The organism is Clostridium sp., from assembly GCF_032576335.1.
Lineage (GTDB): Bacteria > Bacillota > Clostridia > Oscillospirales > Acutalibacteraceae > Faecalispora.
The window spans coordinates 161,286-184,626 of the sequence record NZ_JAWFXC010000004.1; the positions used below are offsets into that span (position 1 = coordinate 161,286).

Annotated in this window: 20 protein-coding genes and 2 pseudogenes; 20 read left to right on the forward strand and 2 right to left on the reverse strand. The window is 42.6% G+C overall.

Annotation, left to right across the window (positions count from 1 at the left end; translation table 11 throughout):
- Positions 1–123 precede the first annotated feature (123 nt).
- Positions 124–597 carry a TspO/MBR family protein gene (locus E7L17_RS06005; protein ID WP_316322351.1) on the forward strand — a complete coding sequence of 158 codons (474 nt, stop codon included), beginning with the start codon at positions 124–126 and terminating at the stop codon, positions 595–597.
- On the opposite strand, the gene E7L17_RS06010 is transcribed toward E7L17_RS06005, so the two are convergent.
- The gene (locus E7L17_RS06010; protein WP_316322352.1) at positions 594–908 is read right to left on the reverse strand and encodes a hypothetical protein; all 315 of its coding nucleotides are present in this window, start codon (positions 906–908) and stop codon (positions 594–596) included. The two genes, E7L17_RS06005 and E7L17_RS06010, sit on opposite strands and share 4 nt — an antisense overlap.
- Positions 909–1,072: 164 nt before the next feature.
- Between E7L17_RS06010 and E7L17_RS06015 the strand changes: the two genes are divergently transcribed.
- The 12 genes and pseudogenes from E7L17_RS06015 to E7L17_RS06070 form a co-directional block, all read left to right on the forward strand.
- Positions 1,073–2,488: a recombinase family protein gene (locus E7L17_RS06015; protein ID WP_316322353.1), complete on the forward strand. Its 1,416-nt coding sequence runs from the start codon at positions 1,073–1,075 to the stop codon at positions 2,486–2,488.
- Between the two features lie 17 nt (positions 2,489–2,505).
- A pseudogene (locus E7L17_RS06020) lies at positions 2,506–2,832 on the forward strand (manganese catalase family protein); the annotation flags it as partial.
- A gap of 330 nt (positions 2,833–3,162) precedes the next feature.
- Positions 3,163–3,798, forward strand: coding sequence for a GntR family transcriptional regulator (locus tag E7L17_RS06025; protein ID WP_316322354.1), 636 nt, complete (start codon positions 3,163–3,165; stop codon positions 3,796–3,798).
- A 235-nt stretch (positions 3,799–4,033) separates the two neighbouring features.
- Entirely contained in the window at positions 4,034–5,065 is a 1,032-nt protein-coding gene (locus tag E7L17_RS06030) for a sugar ABC transporter substrate-binding protein (RefSeq protein WP_316322355.1), read from the forward strand.
- 89 nt (positions 5,066–5,154) lie between these two features.
- Positions 5,155–6,156 carry an ABC transporter permease gene (locus tag E7L17_RS06035; protein ID WP_316322356.1) on the forward strand — a complete coding sequence of 334 codons (1,002 nt, stop codon included), beginning with the start codon at positions 5,155–5,157 and terminating at the stop codon, positions 6,154–6,156.
- Positions 6,157–6,158: 2 nt separating this feature from the next.
- On the forward strand, positions 6,159–7,670 hold the full coding sequence (locus E7L17_RS06040) for a sugar ABC transporter ATP-binding protein (protein ID WP_316322357.1): 1,512 nt from the start codon (positions 6,159–6,161) through the stop codon (positions 7,668–7,670).
- Complete coding sequence (locus E7L17_RS06045; RefSeq protein WP_316322358.1) at positions 7,667–8,716, forward strand: ABC transporter permease; 1,050 nt, start codon at positions 7,667–7,669, stop codon at positions 8,714–8,716. Before E7L17_RS06040 ends, E7L17_RS06045 begins: the two co-directional genes overlap by 4 nt.
- Positions 8,717–8,761: 45 nt before the next feature.
- Positions 8,762–9,664 (forward strand): amidohydrolase family protein, encoded by a 903-nt coding sequence (locus E7L17_RS06050; RefSeq protein WP_316322359.1) that lies wholly within the window; start codon positions 8,762–8,764, stop codon positions 9,662–9,664.
- 34 nt (positions 9,665–9,698) lie between these two features.
- The gene (locus E7L17_RS06055; RefSeq protein ID WP_410470652.1) at positions 9,699–10,724 is read left to right on the forward strand and encodes a zinc-binding alcohol dehydrogenase family protein; all 1,026 of its coding nucleotides are present in this window, start codon (positions 9,699–9,701) and stop codon (positions 10,722–10,724) included.
- 204 nt (positions 10,725–10,928) lie between these two features.
- Positions 10,929–11,069, forward strand: a complete 141-nt coding sequence (locus tag E7L17_RS06060) for a hypothetical protein (protein ID WP_316322360.1) — start codon at positions 10,929–10,931, stop codon at positions 11,067–11,069.
- A gap of 16 nt (positions 11,070–11,085) precedes the next feature.
- Positions 11,086–12,639 (forward strand): recombinase family protein, encoded by a 1,554-nt coding sequence (locus E7L17_RS06065; RefSeq protein ID WP_316322361.1) that lies wholly within the window; start codon positions 11,086–11,088, stop codon positions 12,637–12,639.
- 18 nt (positions 12,640–12,657) lie between these two features.
- Positions 12,658–12,870 (forward strand): annotated as a pseudogene (locus E7L17_RS06070) (manganese catalase family protein); the annotation flags it as partial.
- 128 nt (positions 12,871–12,998) lie between these two features.
- Here E7L17_RS06070 and E7L17_RS06075 read toward each other — a convergent pair.
- Complete coding sequence (locus E7L17_RS06075) at positions 12,999–15,062, reverse strand: HelD family protein (protein ID WP_316322362.1); 2,064 nt, start codon at positions 15,060–15,062, stop codon at positions 12,999–13,001.
- A gap of 303 nt (positions 15,063–15,365) precedes the next feature.
- Here E7L17_RS06075 and E7L17_RS06080 point away from each other — a divergent pair, with 303 nt between their 5' ends.
- From E7L17_RS06080 to E7L17_RS06110, 7 genes are all read left to right on the forward strand, one after another.
- Positions 15,366–16,013 carry a TetR/AcrR family transcriptional regulator gene (locus E7L17_RS06080; protein ID WP_316322363.1) on the forward strand — a complete coding sequence of 216 codons (648 nt, stop codon included), beginning with the start codon at positions 15,366–15,368 and terminating at the stop codon, positions 16,011–16,013.
- On the forward strand, positions 16,006–17,307 hold the full coding sequence (locus E7L17_RS06085) for an MFS transporter (RefSeq protein WP_316322364.1): 1,302 nt from the start codon (positions 16,006–16,008) through the stop codon (positions 17,305–17,307). Before E7L17_RS06080 ends, E7L17_RS06085 begins: the two co-directional genes overlap by 8 nt.
- Positions 17,292–19,613 carry an ABC transporter permease gene (locus E7L17_RS06090; RefSeq protein WP_316322365.1) on the forward strand — a complete coding sequence of 774 codons (2,322 nt, stop codon included), beginning with the start codon at positions 17,292–17,294 and terminating at the stop codon, positions 19,611–19,613. The genes E7L17_RS06085 and E7L17_RS06090 overlap by 16 nt, the downstream gene beginning before the upstream one ends.
- Before the next feature lie 4 nt (positions 19,614–19,617).
- A complete protein-coding gene (locus tag E7L17_RS06095; protein ID WP_316322366.1) occupies positions 19,618–20,376 on the forward strand; it encodes an ABC transporter ATP-binding protein in 759 nt (252 codons plus the stop codon).
- 246 nt (positions 20,377–20,622) lie between these two features.
- A complete protein-coding gene (locus E7L17_RS06100) occupies positions 20,623–20,916 on the forward strand; it encodes a hypothetical protein (protein ID WP_316322367.1) in 294 nt (97 codons plus the stop codon).
- A 27-nt stretch (positions 20,917–20,943) separates the two neighbouring features.
- On the forward strand, positions 20,944–21,744 hold the full coding sequence (locus tag E7L17_RS06105; protein WP_316322368.1) for a hypothetical protein: 801 nt from the start codon (positions 20,944–20,946) through the stop codon (positions 21,742–21,744).
- A 152-nt stretch (positions 21,745–21,896) separates the two neighbouring features.
- On the forward strand, positions 21,897–23,270 hold the full coding sequence (locus E7L17_RS06110) for a hypothetical protein (protein WP_316322369.1): 1,374 nt from the start codon (positions 21,897–21,899) through the stop codon (positions 23,268–23,270).
- The last annotated feature ends 71 nt before the right edge of the window (positions 23,271–23,341 follow it).

The following is a 23,341-nucleotide window of genomic DNA, read 5'->3' on the forward strand; positions in this document are numbered from 1 at the left end:
GGTAAGGAAGTTATAATAGAGTTATAAGGCAGATCTTACAATGTTCTGCATAAAATGCGAGATGAAACGCATACACTAGTGCTGAGGGGATTCTATAAATTTAGAAGAAAGTAGGGGGAGATAATGTTTTGTCTTACCATTCGGTGGAAACCGCTGATTGCCAGCCTTGCTCTTAGTATGGGCACCGGCGCCTTAGCCGGATTATTAACCAGAAATAATTACGGGCTATACCAACAAATTCAGCAGCCGCCGCTTTCGCCTCCAACGTCTGTATTCCCAATTGCGTGGGCAATCCTGTACTTTTTAATGGGTATTTCTGCTTATTTAATTTACACATCCAACTGCGAAGGCAAACGGCAAGCGCTCATGGTATATCTCATTCAGCTTGCAGTGAATTTCTTCTGGTCCATTATTTTCTTTAATATGCGGGCGTTTTTTGCGGCTTTCCTTTGGTTGCTTTTGTTATGGGTTCTCATCATCATCATGATTCGTTTGTTTTCTCAGTGCCGCAAATCGGCGGCATACCTGCAAATTCCTTATTTGCTTTGGACCACATTTGCGGCGTACTTAAGCTGCGGAGTTTGGTTGTTAAATTAAATATTATTTGTTTCACCGCACTCACTTATGAGTGCGGTGTTTTTTTCTTCTTTGGATTTCTCAGTTTGAGCTGTAAAACTGCAGCAGATTTCAGAAAAATGAACAGACAATTGCTCGCTTATATGTTGTCGTATCGTCTGTTCGTATTCATCGCGTTGGTTTTGCTCTATGTAAAACTTCGTACCATTGCAGGTGCATTGGTATTCTCCGCTCTCTTTGGTTAATGCAACAACGCTTTTTGCCCAGGGTAATTCCACTTCGCCCGTAAAGCGTATGGATGTAGCAACGGTAAAGTATTCTGCTTTGGACATTTTTTCACCCCCACGGTAAAGCTTATGGGGGCACCCATTTGTCCTATGACATCTTCTTAAAATACAAAGTTGGAGGAATAGGGCATGAAGTGTCAATTGAATAATTGAAGTGAAACATACATATACAGTTTAGTGAATCGTAAAAGAATGGGGCGAGCAAAGCAATGAAAATAGCGGCGGCGTATATTCGAGTTTCTACCGAAGATCAAGCGGAATATAGCCCAGACAGCCAAATTCGGCTCATTCGGGAATATGCAGCACGAAATGGAATGGTAGTGCCGGACGAATACCTATTTGCTGATGAAGGCATTAGCGGTAAATCAACAAAAAACCGCACGCAGTTTAACCGAATGATTGGCATTGCAAAGCGCAAACCAAAACCGTTTGAGGCAATTTTGCTTTGGAAATTTAGTCGATTTGCCCGCAGTCGGCAGGACAGCATCGTGTATAAAACAATGCTTCGAAGGCAGCTGGGCATTGATGTTATCTCCATTACCGAAGCGCTCGGTGATGATAAAATGTCCATTTTAATGGAAGCGATCATAGAAGCGATGGATGAATATTACAGCATCAATTTAGCAGAAGAAGTAACCCGGGGAATGAGCGAAAAGGCGGGAAGAGGAGAGCCGGTTTCGATTCCGTCCTTCGGGTACCAAATGGTAGAAAAACGGTATGTCATTGAGCCGGAGCAGGCAGAGCTTGTTCGCACGATTTTTAAAGAATATCTGGCTGGAAAGAGCGTTACTGGTATTGCTCGCAAAATGAATGCAATGGGTGTAAGGACAAACCGGGGTAACCCATGGGCAGGGAGAACGGTAGAATATGTTTTGAATAACCCCGTTTACCTCGGGAAAATTCGCTGGACTCCAGGCAGAGACGAAACAAAAGATAACGGCATTACCAAAACAATTCTGCCCGGTATTCACGAACCAATTATTGATGAGGAAACGTGGAAGGGGGTGCAGCGGCGAAAAAAGCAACAGAAAAAGGGTTGCTCCCGTAAAATGCAAGAGCCAACGCAGGGGGAGTATCTTTTACGCGGTCTGGTGCATTGCGCAGCATGTGGGGGTATGCTGGTGAAATTGGGGAAAGCAAACCTACAATGCGTGAACTACAACCATGGGCGTTGCAATACATCCCACAGCATATCCATTCAAAAGCTCTATTCCTTAGTTCTAAGTGGTATTCGTGAAGCTCTAAGTAGAGATAATGTTTCAATAAGTCCGCTATGCACGGCCGAAAGTGCAGATGAGCTGTACCGTATTACAGAAAAAGCAATCAGGTACCAACAAAATCGATTGATGCGGGCAAAAGAGGCTTATACCTCTGGAATAGATACGTTGGAAGAGTATAAAAAAACCAAGGAATGTATTCAAAAAACGATTCGCCAGCTTCGTTGCGAGCTAACTTTGCTGCAAAACAGAGAGCCAGAAGCAAAGCCCATTGAGCAAAGCATACTGAGTATTCTAGATAATAAAAACATTGGTGATAAAATAAAAAATGAATTGCTTCGCTCATTTATTGACCATATTGTGTTTGACCGAAGCAACCGAAAAATTGTAATTGTATTTTACCAGTAGAAAAACATACCTTATTACAGTGTGGTGGTCCAGATGGGGAACTCGGCGCATCGCTTCGTTATTTAAGTCAGCGCTACACGATGCCGTACCCGGAACTAAAAGCAATTTTGACGGATATCGGCACAGAAGAACTAGGTCACTTAGAAATGGTTGGCACCATTGTGTATCAGCTCACGCGTAACCTGACTCCGGAGCAAATTAAGGAAGGCGGGTACGACGCCTATTTTGTAGATCACACAACGGGTATTTATCCGGTAGCGGCAAGCGGAGTACCGTTTACGGCCGCTTACTTTGCCGTTAAGGGAGACCCAATTACAGACCTGCATGAGGATTTAGCAGCAGATGCTGCAATTGCACAAGAACAACATAGAGAGGTTGGGGATCTTTCTGTTTTAGCAAAACAAACTCAAACTCAAACTATACCTCATTTCGATTTAGCAGTTCCACGAGCTCTTTATTGATATATGTCCATAATAGTACGAATCGTTCAATTATCTGTTTTAATTTTTTAAGTTTCGAGAACCCGGCCGCATAGTACAACCGGGTTTAAGAGAATTAATTTAATTTGAGTATCGTTCTTGTGTCGTAATTAGATATTCTTATTTAAGAGGCTTGTCTTTTTCATAACTAGCTGTTAATATTAATATGATTTTATTTTAATTTAGGAGAATACAATGGTTAATGATAGTTTAAAAGAAAAGGCATACCGCCTGATCAAAGATAAAATTATCAATTGTGAATACATGCCGTCGTCTTTTTTGGTAGAAAATGAATTGATGGAACAGGTGGGGGCCAGCCGCACTCCAATTCGTGAGGCACTTAATAAATTAGAACAAGAAAACCTCGTTCGTATTCTGCCCAAAAAGGGCGTGGTGGTCTGTGATATTGTTTTAGGAGATATTAATAAGATATTCGAGGTACGTGAGCTTGTTGAGCCGTATATCATTCGCAATTACGCAGCCAACATTCCGCACGACGTTTTGCTCGCGGTACAGAAGAAAATTACGAAGATTGAAATGGCTGGGGAGAGAACCACGGTGTATGCGGCGGATAACGACCTGCATCAAATGCTAATCAGTGCCAGCAATAACGCGTATTTTTCCGAGCTGATGTCGCGTATCTATGCGCAGAATCATCGCATCCGTATTTTGTCGGGGCAAAAAATAGAGCACCGTATTCAAGAAACGCACGAAGAGCATATGTTAATTTTTTCCTTTTTATTAGATGAAAAATATGATGAGGCGGCTGAGGCGATGAAGAATCACCTACAGCGCTCAAAACTTGCTGCTATTAATGCCATGATGACCTAATTGCGTTGTGCAAATTTCACAAATCTTATTCTTCTTGTTTTAAACTTCCATTCATTGACTTTAAAGAAGTTTTGCTGTATTCTGTTACTTGCAAAGGGCATAAGGCCTATAAAATGCCGGTGCTGTCATACAGCATTTATTTTTTTACTGCATCTTGTATACATGTTGTATACAAGATGGTGGGGCAAACGAAATTAAAAAGCAGTACGGCATGAAATCTGAAGGAGGATTAAGAATGAAAAAGAAGGTACTTTGTTTGGCATTGGCTGCTACTATGGCACTTAGTGCAGCGCTAACTGGTTGCGGTGGAGTAAAGGTGGATGGCGATCAGAAATCCCCCGCTGCTTCTTCCGGCACTACTACAACAGCTGCGGTGAAAAACCCCTATGCGGACCCTGTTAAAATTGCATTTGTTCCCAACGTAATCGGTGATTCGGTTGCTACTGCTTGGGGCGACGGCGCTCAAAAAGAGCTGTCTGTATTTGAGAATGTTACTTTCCAGCGTTTTGATGGTAAGGCGTCTGCTGAAACACAGGTTCAGATTATGCAGGACCTCGTGAACCAGAAGTATGATGCAATTATTCTTCAGGCTGCCGATTCCGCTGCTTTGGCTGGCTCTGTTCAGCAGGCTGAAAAAGCTGGTATTCCGGTTATTACTCTGAACCTCGATGCTTCCACTCCTCATGCAGGCTTAATCGCGATGGTTGACTATGAGGCTGGTGCGCTTGTGGCAAAATCCATTGCAGAATCCATTAACAAGCAGGGCAACGTTGCTATTATTCAGGCTACACCCGGTGCAACCCGTGGTGAGATTCTGGAATCTGGTTTCCGTGATGAAATGAAGAAATATGAGAACATTAAAATTGTAGACGCACAAAGCGGCGAATGGCTGACAGAAAAGGCAAACGTTGTTATGAACGATTTCCTCACCAAGTACAGCAAACTCGACGCAGTGTTCTGCCACAACGATGCAATGGCTGAGGGTGCCGCTCAGGCTGCCGAGGCTGCTGGCCGTTTGAAGGACATTAAGATTTGGGGCGCTGACGGCGAAAAGAAAGCACTTGAATACATTGAGCAGGGCAAAATGGCAGGTACCATTTACACCAACTGCTACGACCAGGGCGCAACTGCTGCTCGTATGGCAATGTACCTCATCGGTTCTGAAGCAAACACCGGTGCTTACACTAAGACTCCTATCATCAAAATGGCTCCCATTGTTGCTACGAAAGAGACCGTTTCTACTATCAGCAAAGACATTCGCTGGTAATTATTCACAAAGAGGGCAGCGAGGTAAAAAAACAACTCTCGCTGCCTTTGCTTTTTAAACTTTCAATTTAATCGAAGGAGGATTCGATTGTGCGTCAGGAAACCGTTCGCAGATTGGTTTCAGTAGGTATGCTGCTTGTTTTGGTTATGATTTTCGGCCTGAGCAGTCCTTACTTTTTTACCGCTAACAATCTGTTTACATTATTAAGAGAAAGCGCAACGGTCGGTATTATTGCGGTTGGTGTATCATTCGTTATTATCACTGCGGGTATTGATTTGTCTACCGGTGCTTTGGTTGGTTGCGTATCTATGCTATGCGCCAATTTGCTTTATTACACAAACATTCCGGCCCCGATTATCATGCTGATTGCCGTAGTGGCTGGTACAGTTGGCGGATATTTGAACGGAGTTTTGGTGACGCTCCTTCGTTTGCCAGACTTTATCGCGACTCTATCTACTCAGTTCCTATTTCGTGGCTTGGCACTGATTCTGGCGATTCGTACCGCGACCGGTATGATTAGCAACCGTGTGATTGATAACCCGGCCATCTTGGTTTTGGGCGGAAGCATTAACGGTGTGTATTTAGCAATCATTGCGTTCTTTATTATTGCATTCGTCGGTCAATTTTTACTGAAAAGAACTAAGCTTGGTGTTTATACCTATGCAGTAGGTGCAAACCGCAAATCTGCGGATTTGTCTGGCATCAATACAGATCGTATTAAGCGTTCTGTTTTTGCACTCACCGGTTTTTGCTGCGGTGTTGCTGCCCTGTTTCTCATGGGTAAAATGCGCAGTGTAACACCAGACACCGGCATTGGCCTGGAGTTCGATGTTATTGCTGCCGTAGTCGTTGGTGGCTGCGCGTTCAGCGGTGGCCGAGGCGATATTTTTGGTACCGTAATTGGTACGTTGTTTATGGCTGTTTTAACAAACGGCATTTACAAATACAACCTGCCAACTGCGACCCAGCTTATTATTAAGGGTGCAGTCATCGTGGTTATGATTGTATTTGATTCTGTGTACAACAAATACATGGAAGAGAAGAAAACGAAAGCCCAACAACTTACGGACGAGGCAAAGGAGGCGGCGTAGCAATGGCAAGAGAAACTCTGCTTCAAATGTCGGGCATTGAAAAAAGCTTTAACGGCGTTCGTGTTCTGAAGGGCGTTGATTTAAACATTGCCAAAGGGGAAGTACATGCCTTAATGGGTGAAAATGGAGCCGGTAAATCGACCCTGATTAAGATCTTAACCGGTGTTTACCCGAAAGACGGCGGTGTGATCCACTTTAACGGCAGCGATTGTGAAATCACGAGCCGTAACGATTCTTCTAAATTGGGAATCGGCGTTATCTACCAGGAATTAAGCCTGATTCCTACCCTGAGTGTTGCCCAGAACATTATGCTGGGGAAAGAAAACAACATGTTTGGGGTCCTTAAAATTAAGGAAATGCACAAAAAAGTAAAAAAGCTGATTGAAGACTATGATTTTGGTTTTTCACCGGATGATATTGTCGAAACCCTTAGCATTGCACAGCGACAGATGGTTGAGATTTTAAAAGCACTTAGTGAAGATTCTTCTTTGATTATCATGGATGAGCCGACGGCCTCCTTGAGCAGCAAGGAATCGGAGCAGCTTTTTGAAATTATCTGTCAGCTTCGTGAAAAGGGGGTCAGCATTCTATATATCTCTCACCGTTTGGAAGAGGTTTTCCGCTTGGCAGACCGCTTAACCGTTCTGCGTGACGGCCGTAAGGTAGATTGCCTTGAAAAAGAGCAGATTGACCCGTCCGAAGTGATTCGGATGATGATTGGTAAAGAGCTGAGTGAAAGCACTGCTTCAAATAAGCTTAAAAAACCCACTTCCGAGCCGATGCTTGAAGTAAAGGGGATTACCCGTAAAGGTGTTTTTGAAAACATTAACTTTACCCTGCATAAGGGGGAGATTCTTGGTATTGGCGGTCTGGTTGGTTCCGGCCGTACCGAAGTATTACGCTGCATTTTTGGTGCAGATAAATACGACAGCGGTACCATTGATTTTGAGGGCAAGCCGCTCACCGGTTCCATTGGCCAGCGCATTAAAAAGGGCTTTGGCCTTGTGCCGGAAGACCGCAGAACGCAAGGTTTTGTTCCGCTTCTCTCCATTTCGCGCAATGTTGCCATTACCAATTACGACAAGCTGAGCAAGGCAAGCGTCGTAAATCTTTCAGAAGAAAAGAAAATTGGAGTTGAAACGGTTCGCCAGCTTGACATTCGCCCTAATAATGCTGCGGTTCCGGTTGGCAATCTCTCCGGCGGTAACGCACAAAAGGTGGTTTTGGGCAAATGGCTGACACGTGATTTAAAGGTATTGCTCATTGATGAACCAACTGCTGGTATTGACGTTGGTGCGAAAGACGAAATTTATAAGATTATTGAAAATCTCGCTGAAAACGGCGTTTCTGTTATTTTGGTTTCCTCCGATTTGCAGGAGCTGCTGCGTGTATCGCAACGTATTCTGGTGTTCCGCAAAGGCCATATCTTCAAGGAGTTTAGCGATGGTGTAATTACACAGGAAGATATTCTTATGGCGGCATCTGGTATTGACGGAGAGGAGGAGTCCAAATGAAACTGTTGCAGAAATTGCAGCATAAGAGCATAAAGGAATGGATGGGATTTCTTCAAAAACCGTTGATTCTAATCGGTCTTATGGTTGTACTTACCATCATTCAGCCGGGCGTGTTCCTCACCGGCAGTAACTTTATGAGTATTTTCCTTGCCATCTCGATTTATGGTGTGATGGTTTGCGGTACGATTTTCCCGATTCTGCTGGGCGGAATCGACCTTTCCGTTGGTGCGGTTGCCGCTATGAGCGGTGCCTGTGTAGTTCTTACCGTTATCCATTTTGGGTACAGCACGACGGGAGTCATACTGGGTGTACTGCTTGGCCTTGCATCTGGCATGATTGCGGGTTTGGTTCACGGTGTTTTGGTAGCCAAATTCAATGTTCCGGCATTTTTAATTACCTTGGCTTCCCAGAACATTATTTACGGTATTGCACAGCTTCTTACCGGCAACCAAGTTATTAACTGCCTGAAGCCTGCCTCTTTTACCTTTATTGGTGGCGGTAGACTTTTGGGGATACCATTCTCCATTTACATTTTAACTGTGGTAGCTCTTGTTTGCTATTTCATCTTAAACCATACCACGTTCGGCCGTAAAATTTATGCGGTTGGCGGCAACGACGTTTCGTCGGACCTTTCTGGTATCTCCAGCAAAAAGGTGAAGGTTGCGGCCTATGTTATTTCCGGTTTTACCGCCGCTTTGGCTGGTATTGTGCTGGCAAGTATGAACCAGCAGGCAATTGCGAAAGCGGCTGCCGGTTACGAGAATGACGTACTGACTGCCATTGTTGTGGGTGGTACCAGCCTCATGGGCGGCGAAGGCTCTTTGCAGGGCGCTATGTTCGGTGCGCTGCTGGTTGGTATGCTCAGCAACGGCCTGCGCCTGATGGGCGTGCCCTCCACCTACCACAGTGTGGTAAAGGGCATAGTGATTATCGCAGCAGTTGCAATTGATGCCTACTCACGTTACCGCAGAAGCGGTTTGCAGCGCAACAGCAAGCCGTTTGGTAAAAAAGCATGCAATCCGGTGGATGGCAAAAAAAAGAAATAACCTAGAGTTCTTTCTGTGATATGAAGAGAAGAAAGGAGCTTTTGCATGAAGGTAATTGACGCCCATACGCATGTGTTTGAATCCTTGGCCGGGTTCGGCGCAAAGGGCGAATTAAGAAGCCTTGGCTCAGGCCGCGCACGTTGGGCCAACGGTGAGGAAATCCAAATGATTCCGCAGGGAATGGGAGACAGGGAGTTTACCCCCGAAACTCTCATTGCCTTGATGGATCAGTATGGAGTTGAGAAGAGCGTATTGCTGCAAGGCAGTTTTTATGGCTTTCAAAATGACTACACCTATGAGGCGGCACAAAAATATCCGGATCGCCTTATTGCAAGTGCTACCTTTGACCCTTTCTGCAAACAAGCGGATTCTCTTTTGAATCGCTTTTTAACGGAAAGAAACATTCGTGTGATTAAGTTTGAAACCAGTTCTGGCGGCGGCCTGATGGGATATCATACCGATTTTGCCATTGATGGAGAAGTATTTTCAACTATTTTTGAATCCATAGCCAAAGCAGGGGCAACGCTGGTGCTCGACATCGGCAGCCCCGGCATGGCAAGCTTTCAGCCGGAGGCGGTAGCAAATGTTGCCCGCAAATATCCGGATATGAATATTGTGGTGTGCCACCTGTTGGCTCCTCGCCTTGGCGATGAAGAAGCATTGGCAGAAGGCCTTCGCTGCCTTGCGCTCGAAAATGTTTGGCTCGATTTAGCGGCGGTGCCGTGGAATGTATCGCCCGAGCAATACCCGTACCCCACAGGAGTGCGCTTTATAGAGCTTGCAAAATCGATTGTGGGTACAGAAAAGCTTATTTGGGGCAGCGATGTCCCCAGCCCCTTAACGAGGGACAGCTATGAGCATTTGATGGATTATATGTTGGGGGCTTTTACCCCGCAAGAAGCAGAAAATGTGTTTTACAACAATGCAGTAAAGGCATTTTCACTGTAATAAACTATACTCAAGGAAAGTCTGTGTGATCCCTATGAAAATGAAGTACATTACGATTCCGAAACCCGGAAAGGTTGAAATCAGAGAAACCGAGCGCCCTGAGCTGCAAGAAGGGCACGCTATTTTAAAGCTGCTGTACGGCGGCATTTGCGGTTCTGATATGGGAACGTATAAAGGCACTTTTTTATATTCCGAATACCCCCGTATTCCCGGCCATGAGTTTTCTGCTGAAATTGTTGAAATTGGCGAGAACGACCGCGGCCTGAAAGCCGGAATGATTGTGACTGCGAACCCTTATTTTAACTGTGGCAAATGCTATTCCTGCCAACGTGGGTTTGTAAACTGCTGCACCTCGAACCAAACAATGGGTGCACAGCGCGACGGCGCTTTCTCTCAGTACATTTCCATGCCGATTGAGCGCATTTATGATGGTAAGGGTCTGCCGGCAAAAATTCTGGCATCTATTGAGCCGTTTTGCATCAGCTACCATGCAGTAAAGCGTGCCAGTGTAAAGGCCGGCGATAAGGTGCTGGTTGTTGGTGGCGGTACCATTGGCTACTTGGCAGCCGCAGCTGCTAAAATGGTGGGCGCCGAGGTTTATGTAAGCGATATTTCCGAATCCAAGCTGCAATTTGTAAAAGAGCTTGGCGTAGACGGAACGATTTTAAATACGAGTGAAGAAGCATTTAACGAGCAGGTAAAAGAGATTACCGGCGGCAATGGCTTCGATGTTTGCATTGAAGCAGTTGGCCTACCCTCCACCTTTATGAACTGCATCAATGCGGCTGCGTTCCGCGCTCGCATTGCGGTGGTTGGCATCGGCAAACAGAGCCTCGATTTCTTCTACTCCATCATCCAGACCAAGGAATTGGATATTTTCGGCTCCCGCAATGCCCTTAAAGAGGATTTTGAAGAGCTCATTGATTTTGTTAAAGATGGAAAAGCCAATCTAGAGCCGATTGCATCTGCTGTTTATGAGTTTGGAGATGCAGAGAAGGCATTCAAAGAGACGGCAGAACTCGGCGCACAGCGCTTGAAGGTTTTGATCCGCTTTGAATAAAAGTCATTTCATCGCTTATTCCTAACATTTTGATATAAACTCGCTTGAATCACCATCTATTTCCGTGGGGGGAATGGGTGGTGATTCGCCATTTTCGGGAGAAAAATGCCGTGTGAACACTGGGGGAATGATTTTCTTTCTTGAGAAACGAATACAGTACAAACCCCTTTACATATGTTGTAGCAAACAGACGGGGGTGCTTGTATGGTAAAAACGGACTATATTTGTGAGAATGTATTCCAAAGTAATACGGAAGAAGAGCGCCGGCAAATGCTGACCGATATTTTCATAAAGTTAATTCAATATTACGAGAATTCACAGGCCGCTTCTCAGGTTCTGGTATGATGCAGAGGATAATAAGATGAAGGCTGCCATTTATTGCAGACTCTCTGAAGAAGATAAAAACAAACGCTCGGAATTGCAGGACAGCGAAAGCATTCAAAACCAAAAGTCTCTTTTAATTCAATATGCCGTTGAGCGCGATTGGGAAATCTTCCAGATTTATTCGGACGACGATTACGCCGGTGCAGACCGGAATCGCCCGGCCTTTCAGCAGCTTCTTACCGATGCAGAGCAGCGTAAATTTGATATTGTGCTGTGCAAAACACAATCCCGCTTTACCAGAGAGCTCGAAATGGTAGAAAGCATCATTCACGGTAAATTTGTAGAGTGGGGAATACGGTTTGTAAGTGTGGTGGATAATGCCGATACAGCGTTAAAGGGCAATAAGAAGTCCCGGCAAATCAATGGGCTTATCAATGAATGGTACTTGGAGGATTTGTCGGACAATATTAAAAGTGTGCTGACGAACCGCAGAAAAAACGGAATTCATATTGGCTCGTTTGCTTTATATGGTTACCAAAAAGACCCACAGAAAAAAGGGCACTTAATCATTGACCAAGCTGCCGCTGAAGTAGTGCAGGAGGTATTCACGCTGTTTTCGCAAGGCTATGGGAAAACAGCCATCGCAAGAATGCTCAACGAGAGGGGGGTACCGAACCCCACCGAATACAAGCGGCTGTGCGGGCTGCGCTATCAACAGCCTAAAACGAAAAACAGTACGTTATGGCGCTATTCCGCAATAGCAGATATGCTGACGAATGAAACCTACATTGGTAATCTGGTACAGGGGAAATACGGTAGTGTTTCATATAAAAGCAAGCGGAATAAGCCGCAGCCCAAAGATAAGTGGATACGAGTAGAACATACACACGAGCCAGTAATTGATTTCGCTTTATGGCAACGGGTGCAAGCGATGCTAGAACAAAAAGCAAAGCCCTTTACAGACGGAACGATCGGAATTTTTGCAAATAAGGTGTATTGTAAAAGCTGTGGGTATGGTATGCGTTCTCAAAAGAGCAGGGGGAAGTATTACCTGCAATGTTCCACGCGCCATATCAAACAAGGAGCATGTCCAGGCGCATTCATCTCGGTAGATGCGTTAGAGCAGCTTGTTTTGTCACAGCTGCGGCAGCATGTAACGCAGTATTTGGATGTAGAGCTGCTCCAGAAAAATGTGCACCTGCAAGATAGGCAAGAGAAGCATAAGAGTAAACTTCAATACGAAATAGAACGTGACCAAAAACAGCTTGATACTTACGGCCAAGGTCTGAAAACCTTGTATTTGGATAAAATAAACGGTTTGGTAACGGAAAGTGTATACCGAGAGTTTTTCAAAGATTTTTCCCGTAACCAGAAACGCTTACAAAGCCAACTTGATAAAAAGCAGGCAGAGCTGGCCATGCTGATTGCAATGCAGCAAAGAGAGGGCAAACAGAAGGCAAAGCTAGAAGATTACCTGCATGTGGAGCATTTATCCCGCCCTATGGTAGAATCGCTGATTGATTGCATTTATATTGGAGCGCGTGAGCCCGGTACAAACCGAAAAACAGTTGAAATCCACTGGAAGTTTTAGCAATGTCATCTTTGTAAACTCGCAGCAGAACAAAAGGCTCGCACTACCTATGACAACATCCTTCGTTTCTGCGATGATCCGGACGTGATTGACCCCATTCGCTTCTTGCGCCAAAGAGAGGTCGTTCACTACCAACGCTTCGGGGAAGGCCTGCGAATTACTACTGACCATTTGGACAGCAAGAATTTCTATGCGTTTAACCCATCATTTGATAAGAAGCCAAGGCAATAAGATTTTAAGTTAGTAGGATACGGCATTCTTGCCGTATCCTTGCTTCTAATAAAAGACTGCCACTTGCTTTTCAGAAGCAAGTGGCAGTCTTTTGGCGATTTCTTTTGCTTTTGCAAAAGAAAAATTGCTTATTCGCTGTGCAAAAATTTGGTTTCTTTGCCGCAGCACGTGATATCTAATTTGTGCATTGCTCTGGTGCAGGCAATGTACAATAGGCTCCGGTCAATCTGTGTTTTGTAAAAATTGTCTGAAACATCGGGTAGAATGACCTGATCAAATTCCAGTCCTTTTGACATATGGACAGATGTGATGATAATACCTTCTTTATACTCGTCGCTGCCAAAATCCAATAGAATCACATTGTCATACACGGGATTCAACTGTTCAAATAACCACTGTGCCTGTTCTTGCGATTTGCAGATAATTCCCATTGAAGCGTGTTCTGAATGCTTAAATCCGTCCATCAAATTCTTTATGGTAGAAAGCTGTTCATCTGAATTTTCACAAACCGTTATGGTAGGGGCTTCGCCGTGTCGTTCTACTGGAATCAGCTTTTTGTTATCTAAAATCTGTTGTGTAAAGCGGCTGATTTCAATGGTGGAGCGGTAACTGCGGCACAGCTCCACACATTCACATCCGTCAAAATAGGGCTGAATTTTTTCTGCGGACGAAGAGGTGTAAGGGTTTACGCTTTGAAAGCTGTCACCCAGAATCGTCATTTTACAGGAAAACAGCTTTGATAAAACCGCATATTGAATGGGCGTGTAGTCCTGCATTTCGTCGACCAACAAATGCTGAATATGCTTGTAATTTTGCTCAATGCCCTCAAAATATAACTTGGTGTATAAAAAAGGAGCAACATCGCAAAATTCAAAGGTGTTCTTATTGACCATGCAGAACAAATCCTGTTGACCAATTGAACGATAAAAATCTTGATACAGCAAAAGCGTATCGTTGAACGGGAACATTTTTTGAATGCTGTTTCTGACCTGTCGGGCAACGGCGGCGTCTACCTTTTTAGCGGTATTTCGCTTGTAGCGCTCAATTAAATCATCGGCGATTTTGCGAAGCCTTTTTTTAATGGGTAGCCGTTTCAACAGTATATAATCCAAACGGAGTTTTTCTTTTGAAACAGCAATTCCTTCTATGGAAAGGTCGGTCGGTATAAACAAGTGCTTGTCAGCGTGCTGTAAATACGCTTGCAGCTGTTCCACAAACTCATTGGTTGCCTTAAACCCAATTCTCGCAATGTTTTTTTCTTCTGCGTGTTCTAACAAGCTTTCTACCTGCTCTGAAAATGTCTGGTAGTTGTACTTTTTACCAAGCAGATCGATTGCAATGTCATCAAATCCCATTTCAGCCATGTTTTCTTCGCCTAATTCGGGCAAAACGTTTGAAATGTAGTTGCTGAATACCTTATTCGGGGAAAGAATCATTACGTTTTTCGAGGTCAGCGTTTTTTTGTAACGATATAGCAAAAATGCCACTCGATGCAATGCGATAGAGGTTTTACCCGAGCCGGCGGCCCCTTGTATTATCAGTACCTTTGCCTCTTCGTTACGGATGATTGCATTTTGCTCGCGTTGAATGGTAGCAACGATGTTCTTCATCTTGTCATCCGAATTTCGGCTGAGTTCCTTTTGCAGAACTTCGTCACCGATGTTCAGCGAGCTTTCAATCATATATTCCATTTCGCTGCTGCGAATTCGATATTGCCGTTTCAGCGTCATGTTGCCCTCGATTTTTCCAATGGGTGCCACATAGTATGAGGGGCCGGTTTCAAAATCATAAAACATACTGGAAAGCGGGGCACGCCAGTCAAAAATAATGTTGTCTGCTGTGGCAGGGTCTTTAAAGGTGTGCATCCCAATGTAAAAGATTTTTTCTTGGTCTTCGGTCGCTTTGGTGAAATCAATTCGCCCAAAATAGGGGGATTCAATCAGCTTTTTAATCTGTTCGCGTTCTGCGACAGTTCGTTCGCCAAAAGCAACACTATCGTAAATAGCGGTTCGATTCGCTGCTTTTTCGGCAGAATCCAGCTCCGCTAAGTTTTCATGGATATACCGTTTGGTTTCTAATATTGCGGTTGAGTACTGGTCTATTTTGTATTCAATTCCTTTTAATGCAGTTTTTAATATTTGCTGAACTTCTCGTAAGTGCTGTTTTTCATCGGTTTCGGTTAGGTGAATCATTGTTCATCTCCTTTGTCTAGTGCATTACAGTATACCATAAGTAAGGTGGAAAATAAAAAAGTTGAGAGCTTTTCTTTTAAATAAAACATAGTGTAGTAACAGTATTACCGTCTTTTAAAATACTCTAAAGCCAAATTGTTTTTAGCTCTGATATAACCAGAGCTAGAAATCGTAGAAAAACTTCTATCATTTTGAATGAAGCCAAAAACTTACTATGAAATATTTTAAATAAATTTATTGACAAAATTCAAAGAACCCCCTACAATTAGACTGAACGTCAGTCTAATTGTAGGGGGTAATCATATGCGAATAATAAAAGACGCTGATGTGCGTAAAAATGAAATATTAGATGTCGCTGAGAATCTTTTTCATAGTAACGGGTTTGATAACACAACAATAAGTGCAATCATTGAAAAAGCGGGAATCGCAAGAGGAACGGTATATTATCATTTTAAATCAAAAGAAGATGTTTTAAACGCTCTTATAGAGCGGCATTGCGAGAGACTTTTAGAAGACGCAAAACAGATTGCCGAGGATAGCAGCATTCCGGTCATGCAACGGCTGATACAAAGTCTGATGGCAATGAACGGCGATAAAGAGGGAACACCCAGTGTGCTTACCCAGCAAATGCACAGACCGCAAAACGCGTTAATGCATCAGAAAACCCACCAAACAATGCTCGCAGGTATCCCGCCTATCCTGATGCAAATCATGGAGGATGGCATTCGGGAGGGCATATTCAATACACCTTATCCATATGAGAGCTTAGAAATGGTGGTCGCTCATGTGAATACCGTTTTTGATGATTATTCTGAAAAACTCACTCAGCAAGAACTATTAAAAAGAGTGAAAGCCTTTATTTTCAATCTGGAAAGAATCTTTGGAGCGGAAAAAGGAAGCTTTGATTGCGTGGAAACGTTATTTGATATAGATGGTGGTGCGGATGAATAAAACAGGAAACAATTCTTTTCTAAAATTTGGAATGCTATGTTCTGGTGCCTTTATTGCTGCAATTGGCAGCGGCATTAGCTCTTTTGGGCTTGGAGTATACGTGTTTCAGCAAACAGGGCTTGCATCCTCCAGTACGCTCATTACCCTGCTTGCTTTTTTGCCGGGACTTCTGCTTACCCCCTTCGCGGGAGTGCTTGCCGATAAATACGACCGCAGGCTTTTGATGATTCTTGGAGATGCTCTTTCTGCTTTAGGGCTTGTATATATTTTGATTTGCATGATGGCTGGAGGAGCACAGCTTTGGCAAATTGGAATCGGAGTAACGATTAGCTCAGTTTTTTCTTCCCTGATTGAGCCCTCGTTCAAAGCGACGGTAACAGACCTGTTAACCGAGGAAGAATATTCAAAAGCCAGCGGACTCGTGCAGCTTAGTGGCTCTGCAAAGTTTTTGATTTCACCGCTTATCGCAGGTTTTCTTCTAACGGTTACCGATGTTAAGCTTTTGCTCGTCATTGATATCTGCACCATTTTTATTACAGTCACAGTGACCACTCTGGTACGAAAAGGACTTACTGCTAAAGAAGTGGTCGCCGGAGAATCGTTCCTGAAAGAACTGAAAACAGGTATGACGTCACTTACAAATAACAAGGGCGTGTTTGCACTGGTGCTTTCTGGAATCGGAATTTCCTTCTTTTTAGGCTGCGTCCAATCTCTTTATACACCTATGATACTTGGATTTTCCGACAGTTCGGTGCTTGGTATTGCCACTACCGTTTCTGCATCTGGTATGCTGGTAAGCAGCCTTGTTCTGGGAATGATAGCGGTTAAGAAAAACTTTACCAAAGTACTTTCGGTTTCTCTTTTTCTAGCAGGAATATTTATGGCAGGCTTCGGTTTTCGAGAAAACATTGTATTGATTTGTATTTTCGGTTTTCTCTTTTTCTCAATGCTGCCTTTCGCGAACATGAGTCTGGATTATTTAATACGAACCAATATCTCAAATGATGTACAGGGTCGGGTTTGGGGGCTTATTGGCATCATCTCACAGCTTGGCTATGTGATTGCCTATGGAATAGTAGGGCCGCTTGCTGACTTTGTTTTTATTCCCATGCTTACACCAAATGGGCGGTTGGCAGGTAGTGTTGGGAAAATAATCGGCACAGGATCTGTTAGAGGAATTGGGCTGCTCGTCATTCTTGCCGGGTTATTGCTTTCCGTAACAGCCATTGTGTTGTATCACATGAAATCAATTAAGGGACTGGAGAAAAGAGGTGAAGTATGTACCGAAAACTGATTATCAATGATTTTAAGAAGAGTAAGCTCATCTCAATTACAATCACAGCCTTTATTTTGTTGGCGGCACTGCTTACTTCCCTTGCAGCAATTCTCTCTGTGAGCTTGTTTACCTCGATTGATGACATGATGAAGAGCGCTAAAACGCCTCACTTTTTACAAATGCATTCGGGTGAAATAAACCTGCAGAAGCTTTCTGTCTTTGCGGAAAAACAGAGCCATGTAGAAGAGTTTCAAGTGTTGCCTTTTTTAAATATAGAGGGAGCAGAGATTATAATTGGCGCAGATTCTCTAGCAGGTTCCATACAGGATAATGGCCTTACTGTGCAAAGTGAACGTTTTGACTTTCTTCTGGGTTTAGATGGAACTAGATTACAACCCAATCAGGGTGAAATTTATGTTCCCATCTATTATTACAAAAGTGGTCAGGCGAGTATTGGTGACCGTGTAGAAATCCATGGGGTGCCTTTTCAGGTAGCTGGATTTTTGCGAGATTCACAGATGAATGCTTCCATGATTTCATCCAAACGCTTTCTTGTGAATGAAGCGGATTTTGCAAGAGTGAGGCAATATGGAAAGCTGGAAAGTCTAATAGAGTTTCGCTTAACGGACCCCTCTGCTGTATCAGCAATGGAAGCGGAATATCTTTCAGCGGGACTCCCGGCAAACGGGCCGCCCGCCATCACTTATTCGCTGTTCAAAATGGCTAACGCCATTGACGATGGAATTATGATTGCAATACTTATGCTAATCAGCGCCCTTGTAATTGTTGTAAGCTTCTTATGTATCCGTTTTACTCTCCTCGCCAAAATAGAGGAGGATTACCGGGAAATTGGTGTACTAAAGGCAATTGGTTTAAAAACACGTGGCATCAAACGGCTTTATCTCGTCAAATACGGTGCTCTTGCCGGTGTTGCCTGCGTAGCAGGATTTGTAGGTTCTTTATTTGCAAAAGAGCCTTTCTTAACCAATATCCGTTTGTATATGGGTGAGACGAGTGGAACGGAACTTGGGGTGCTGATTGGAATACTGGGTGCATTCATGATATTTGCTGTTGTGATGCTATATGTAAATGGTGTTTTACGACGTTTTAAACGAATCTCAGCGGCGGAGGCAATCCGTTTTGGAGCTCCCCAAGAAAAATCAAAAGCAACAAGAGGTTTTCGACTATCTGGTAATCGAATTTTTTCAACCAATGTTTTTCTTGGTCTGAAAGATGTTCTGTTGCGGAAAAAGCTATATGTTACCATGCTAATCGTGCTGGTTATCTCCTCTTTTTTAATGATTGTGCCACAAAATATCTACAATACAATTGCTCAGCGAAATTTCATGACTTACCTTGGTATCGGCGAATGTGATATGCGTATTGATATTCAGCAAACGGGTAACATCTCAGAAAAAACAGAACAAATTGCTAGCCATATGGCACAGGATTCGTCAATAAAAGCCTACACTGTTCTCACAAGCTATATGTTTGATACTCGTATGGCAGATGGCTCTGCTTCCAAACTCAAGGTAGAGCTCGGTGATCATTCCAAATTCCCAATTTCTTATTCTATTGGTAGGGCGCCGCAAACAGAAACTGAAATCGCTGTCTCTAAACTGGTTGCAGAAGACAAAAAACTTGATTTGAATAACAAAATGTTATTGATGGTTGATGGCGAGGAAAAAACACTTACTGTTTGCGGTATTTACTCTGATATTACAAACGGCGGTAAGACAGCAAAGGCTATTTTTAATACAAGAGGGGATAGTGTTCTGTGGAGTATTATTCCGGTAAGGCTTCAAAACGGGGTCAATATAGAAGGGAAGGTCGCAGAATACAAGAATGCATTTTCCTTTGCCAAGGTTGCGGACATTAATGAATACATGACTCAATCATTCGGCGGGATTCTCCAAGCGGTACAAAAGGTCTCCTATGCAGCTATTGCTGCTGCTGCGGTGCTTACTTTGCTGGTGACGCTCCTGTTTATGAAAATGCTACTCACAAAAGATCGTTACTCGATTGTGGTGCTCAAATCTCTTGGTTTTAAAACAAGAGAGATTCGAATTCAATACCTAACAAGGGTATTTGTTGTATTTGCCATTGGTGTATTTATCGGCACAATGTTAGCAAACACACTCGGTGAGCTTGTAGGTGTTGGGCTGATTGCGTCCTTTGGGGCATCCACATTCCGTTTTGTGGTGAATCCCATGTTTGCTTACTTGTTTTCACCGGTACTTATGTCAGTTTGCGTGGGCGTTGCAGCATGGTTAAGTTTGTCCGGTATTTCCTCTCTTAAAATACCGGAATTCATTAAGGAGTAGGTTTATGAAGAAAATACTCAGCGGAAAAGGAATCGTAAAAACGTATGGCAAAGGGAAGAAAACAACCAATGCCTTAAATCATGTGGATATCGAAGTATTTGCAGGAGAATTTATTGCGGTGATGGGGCCGTCAGGCTGCGGAAAGTCTACACTGCTCTTTGCTTTGAGCGGAACCGATACTATAAACGATGGTATCATAGAATTCGATGGTCAAGAGCTCTCGAAGCGAAACGAAGATGAGCTTGCCGATATTCGCAGAACACAAATGGGCTTTGTGTTCCAGCAGCCAACCATGCTGAAAAACCTAAATGTTCTGGATAATATTATTCTTTCCAGCTTACAAGAGCAGAAAGGGAGAGCAAGGCTTATTACCCAAAAGGCAAAAAGACTGATGCAGGAAACGGGCATATCTGGGCTGGAAGACAGAGATATTACTGAGGTTTCCGGCGGTCAGCTCCAGCGTGCGGGAATTTGTCGTGCGCTTATGAATGATCCGCAGATTCTGTTTGCTGATGAGCCTACCGGTGCGCTAAACTCGAAATCTTCGGATGAAATCATGGGGATATTTTCGGCAGTCAACAAAAAAGGAACCGCAGTTCTGTTAGTAACTCATGATGCAAGGGTCGCATCCCGAGCAGAACGGGTTCTGTTTATGAAGGATGGAAAGATGGAGTCGCTGCTTTCCTTGGAGAAATTTGAGGAACATAATATAGAGAACAGAATCCATCAAATCCTTCTAAAAATGCGAGATTTCGATATATAAACCTCCACACATTAGGAAATCTGCGATATCACTCTATAATAATGCAAAGGCTGTTCCAGTACGGAACAGCCTTTCTCTTACCAACACATATAACCAATAGATATATTAGAGTTTCCATGATCCAAAATCTAAGTTAGGCAACTGTTTAAGAATATCAACTTATTAATTATAAATAGTTATTAAATTTTATTTAATATGTGTCGATATATAGAATGAATAGTTGATATTAGGATGTGATTAAAAATAATGATAAAAAAATTTCTATCTTTTACTATTATTATTGCTATATTTATGACTATGTTGACAGGATTTACACCTAATACTATTATGAATGAAGTTAATCAAGATAGCAAAATAACAACAGAAAAATCTCAAAAAACCAATTCAGATTTGCAAAAATATACACTCGATATGTCGCAATCTGACAAAGATATATTTTATAATATGGAAACAATTAATTTTGAAGGATTAGACAAAATAGATAAACTAATAGATATTGATATTCAACAAAAAATGTTACTGCAAGAAGTAATCAAGTAACATCCGATAGTGTAATTAATAATACGTATGGAGTGTCAAGGAGAACTTACCAATGAAAACGTATTAAACTATTATTTATTTTCAACGACTAAAGAATGTTTATCTATATCAAAAATAATTACGAATAATCAAAATTACACGATGATTCTCGGCATTCCTATTTTTGAAACTGGAAAAATTTCACTTACAAATTATTGCGTATATGCAAATAAAGAATATCTAATTAATCTTCCTATTGGTAACTATGCTTGGGTAATACAATCTCAAAACGAAACATACGGAGATAAGTATCAATTACAATATAATTATTCACTTCCGAAAAATTCCAATAATATTGTGCATGCCTCAAATGATTATCAAAAAATATATACTTTTAGTTCGGGCGCTTTTAAATTAAATAATGAATTTATAGACTTGGACTATAAATATGATTATCATTGGCAAACAAATATAAGTACTGGCCCAGCATGGCATACCGAAAAGATTTGGCTCGAAAATCCAACTATCACTAAAGTAGTTCACATAGGGGGATTCCGTTATAAACATGGTTCTGAATATGTTACTTACCCAAATACCGTAGTACTTCAAGTAGGTGAAGGTGGAACATTTACACATTATATAGACCAAAATCCTCCTCGTGTTTTTCATGATATTAAAGATATGGCTGGTAGGGATACTCCTCGAAAGATTGACTCCTATGACTTAGAGTTGTATGGCAGTCATTATTTGGTTTACGATTTCGATACAGGTACTGTTAAAGAATTTGTCAGTGGATTAAGCCGACAATGGAGTGGAAGTCCTGATAAAACAGACCCGCAATTAATTTAGAAATTATATGCCTGAGAAAGAGTGCTGGCGGCTAACACTCTTTCTTAATGAAACTGGGGTGAGTTACTATGCGTATTCAATCGCAAAGCAATTACTTAACAAGTGTCAATACTCCGCAATACAATTGTTCCCAAACGCAGGAACAAGATACTGTGACAAAAAAGGGATCTGAGCACAACGGCTTTGTTGTGGATATAAACCCCGTCGATTTTGGAGGGCATGAAATATATTCAAAGGAAGATGCTGTTTTTCATGCTTGGTCAAGGCAGAATCCCATTGATATGGATGATCTTTTCAGTGGGAAGAAGGTTACACTTCCTTCTATTACACCCCCAGCCGATTTTGTGACTTCTCTCGAACAGGGCACACTTTCACCTCTCGGTATGGATTTTTTCACGGTTAGCTATGACTTTAATGCACAATCAATTGACACATTAGAACAAAGTGTGGATTACATTGCATCGAGATATGCTGTAATGAAGGAGTATATTGATACCAATATAAGCAAAGAGGAACAGGCCTCGCATTACGAACAGTTAGAATCCTTGTTTCATGCAGGGAAAAATAGGCTGGCGGAATCTTTGTCCGACAAGGTTGGTAGCTTTTTTGAAGAATATGGTACTCCGGATGAAAAAGAGAGAATCTACCAAAGCATTTTCGCAAAATCCGATGCAAAAGCAGCCGCTTACTCCGCGTTTATTCAGTCTAACAAGAACTATGCCGGTATTGACGGTATAAAAGAAGAATGGCTGAAAAACGACAGTGCTTATTTGGCGTCTGAACTTCGCATTGCTGCAAAAGGGGTGCTTTTTGAAGCGGTAGATAAATCGGATACCTATACTCTGGATGAGTTGCAAAAAATGCACACCTTTGTTAAGGAAATGGAAAGCTACATGTTTCGTGGTTCTAACCCTCCAGAAAGAATCAGTGGAAGCGGAACGGAAGAACAGATTGGCCTACAGCTTTCTGAAATCGTTTTGAAAGGTAAGATGTTTAATCAATACGCAGGTGTTTCTGTAAAGGTTCAAAATACCATTGATCGAAGCATCGATGCCTTTCTTAGGAATACGGTAAAAAAGCTACAAGAATATGTTGAAGATCAAATTAAAATGAAGGGCTCTTATGTTCCTTCTCGTATTCGAAGAGGTCTTATTGCTTTAGATGAAGATTCAATCTATAATATCATTGATAAAGTAAAGAAAACCTATGAAAGCACCGGTGATTCGTACCAATCTTTTCTAGACGGGGCAGCCTATGCGAAACATCAGGGGGAGTTTAAAAAACTAACAGGGCAAGTAAAAGGAATCTACCGTTATCAGTACGATGTTTATTGGAATAACTTTTTTGAGAGTAGCAGACGTTTTTCTACACTAGGCATTCCGGATTTGGCTGCGCAGCGGTACGGATATTTCAAAAAAGAATCCGGTATTGAATCTTTCCTTTCTTCGTGGAACAATTTTGCAGAACAGATTACAGGGGACAAGTCTGCGAACCTTAACGTAAATAACTTTTCAACTTTTGGGTAGTCATTCATTTTAGAATAATCTCTTTCTGGAATGTACAGAGAAATTCCGCTTTTCGGTAAAAAGCGGCTGCC

Bases quoted from the DNA above. Each gene is read 5' to 3' on its own strand.
- E7L17_RS06005 (WP_316322351.1), top strand. From the start codon at position 124: ATGTTTTGTCTTACCATTCGGTGGAAACCGCTGATTGCCAGCCTTGCT.
- E7L17_RS06010 (WP_316322352.1), bottom strand. From the start codon at position 908: ATGTCCAAAGCAGAATACTTTACCGTTGCTACATCCATACGCTTTACG.
- E7L17_RS06015 (WP_316322353.1), top strand. From the start codon at position 1,073: ATGAAAATAGCGGCGGCGTATATTCGAGTTTCTACCGAAGATCAAGCG.
- E7L17_RS06025 (WP_316322354.1), top strand. From the start codon at position 3,163: ATGGTTAATGATAGTTTAAAAGAAAAGGCATACCGCCTGATCAAAGAT.
- E7L17_RS06030 (WP_316322355.1), top strand. From the start codon at position 4,034: ATGAAAAAGAAGGTACTTTGTTTGGCATTGGCTGCTACTATGGCACTT.
- E7L17_RS06040 (WP_316322357.1), top strand. From the start codon at position 6,159: ATGGCAAGAGAAACTCTGCTTCAAATGTCGGGCATTGAAAAAAGCTTT.
- E7L17_RS06045 (WP_316322358.1), top strand. From the start codon at position 7,667: ATGAAACTGTTGCAGAAATTGCAGCATAAGAGCATAAAGGAATGGATG.
- E7L17_RS06050 (WP_316322359.1), top strand. From the start codon at position 8,762: ATGAAGGTAATTGACGCCCATACGCATGTGTTTGAATCCTTGGCCGGG.
- E7L17_RS06055 (WP_410470652.1), top strand. From the start codon at position 9,699: ATGAAAATGAAGTACATTACGATTCCGAAACCCGGAAAGGTTGAAATC.
- E7L17_RS06060 (WP_316322360.1), top strand. From the start codon at position 10,929: ATGGTAAAAACGGACTATATTTGTGAGAATGTATTCCAAAGTAATACG.
- E7L17_RS06065 (WP_316322361.1), top strand. From the start codon at position 11,086: ATGAAGGCTGCCATTTATTGCAGACTCTCTGAAGAAGATAAAAACAAA.
- E7L17_RS06075 (WP_316322362.1), bottom strand. From the start codon at position 15,062: ATGATTCACCTAACCGAAACCGATGAAAAACAGCACTTACGAGAAGTT.
- E7L17_RS06080 (WP_316322363.1), top strand. From the start codon at position 15,366: ATGCGAATAATAAAAGACGCTGATGTGCGTAAAAATGAAATATTAGAT.
- E7L17_RS06085 (WP_316322364.1), top strand. From the start codon at position 16,006: ATGAATAAAACAGGAAACAATTCTTTTCTAAAATTTGGAATGCTATGT.
- E7L17_RS06090 (WP_316322365.1), top strand. From the start codon at position 17,292: ATGTACCGAAAACTGATTATCAATGATTTTAAGAAGAGTAAGCTCATC.
- E7L17_RS06095 (WP_316322366.1), top strand. From the start codon at position 19,618: ATGAAGAAAATACTCAGCGGAAAAGGAATCGTAAAAACGTATGGCAAA.
- E7L17_RS06100 (WP_316322367.1), top strand. From the start codon at position 20,623: ATGATAAAAAAATTTCTATCTTTTACTATTATTATTGCTATATTTATG.
- E7L17_RS06105 (WP_316322368.1), top strand. From the start codon at position 20,944: ATGGAGTGTCAAGGAGAACTTACCAATGAAAACGTATTAAACTATTAT.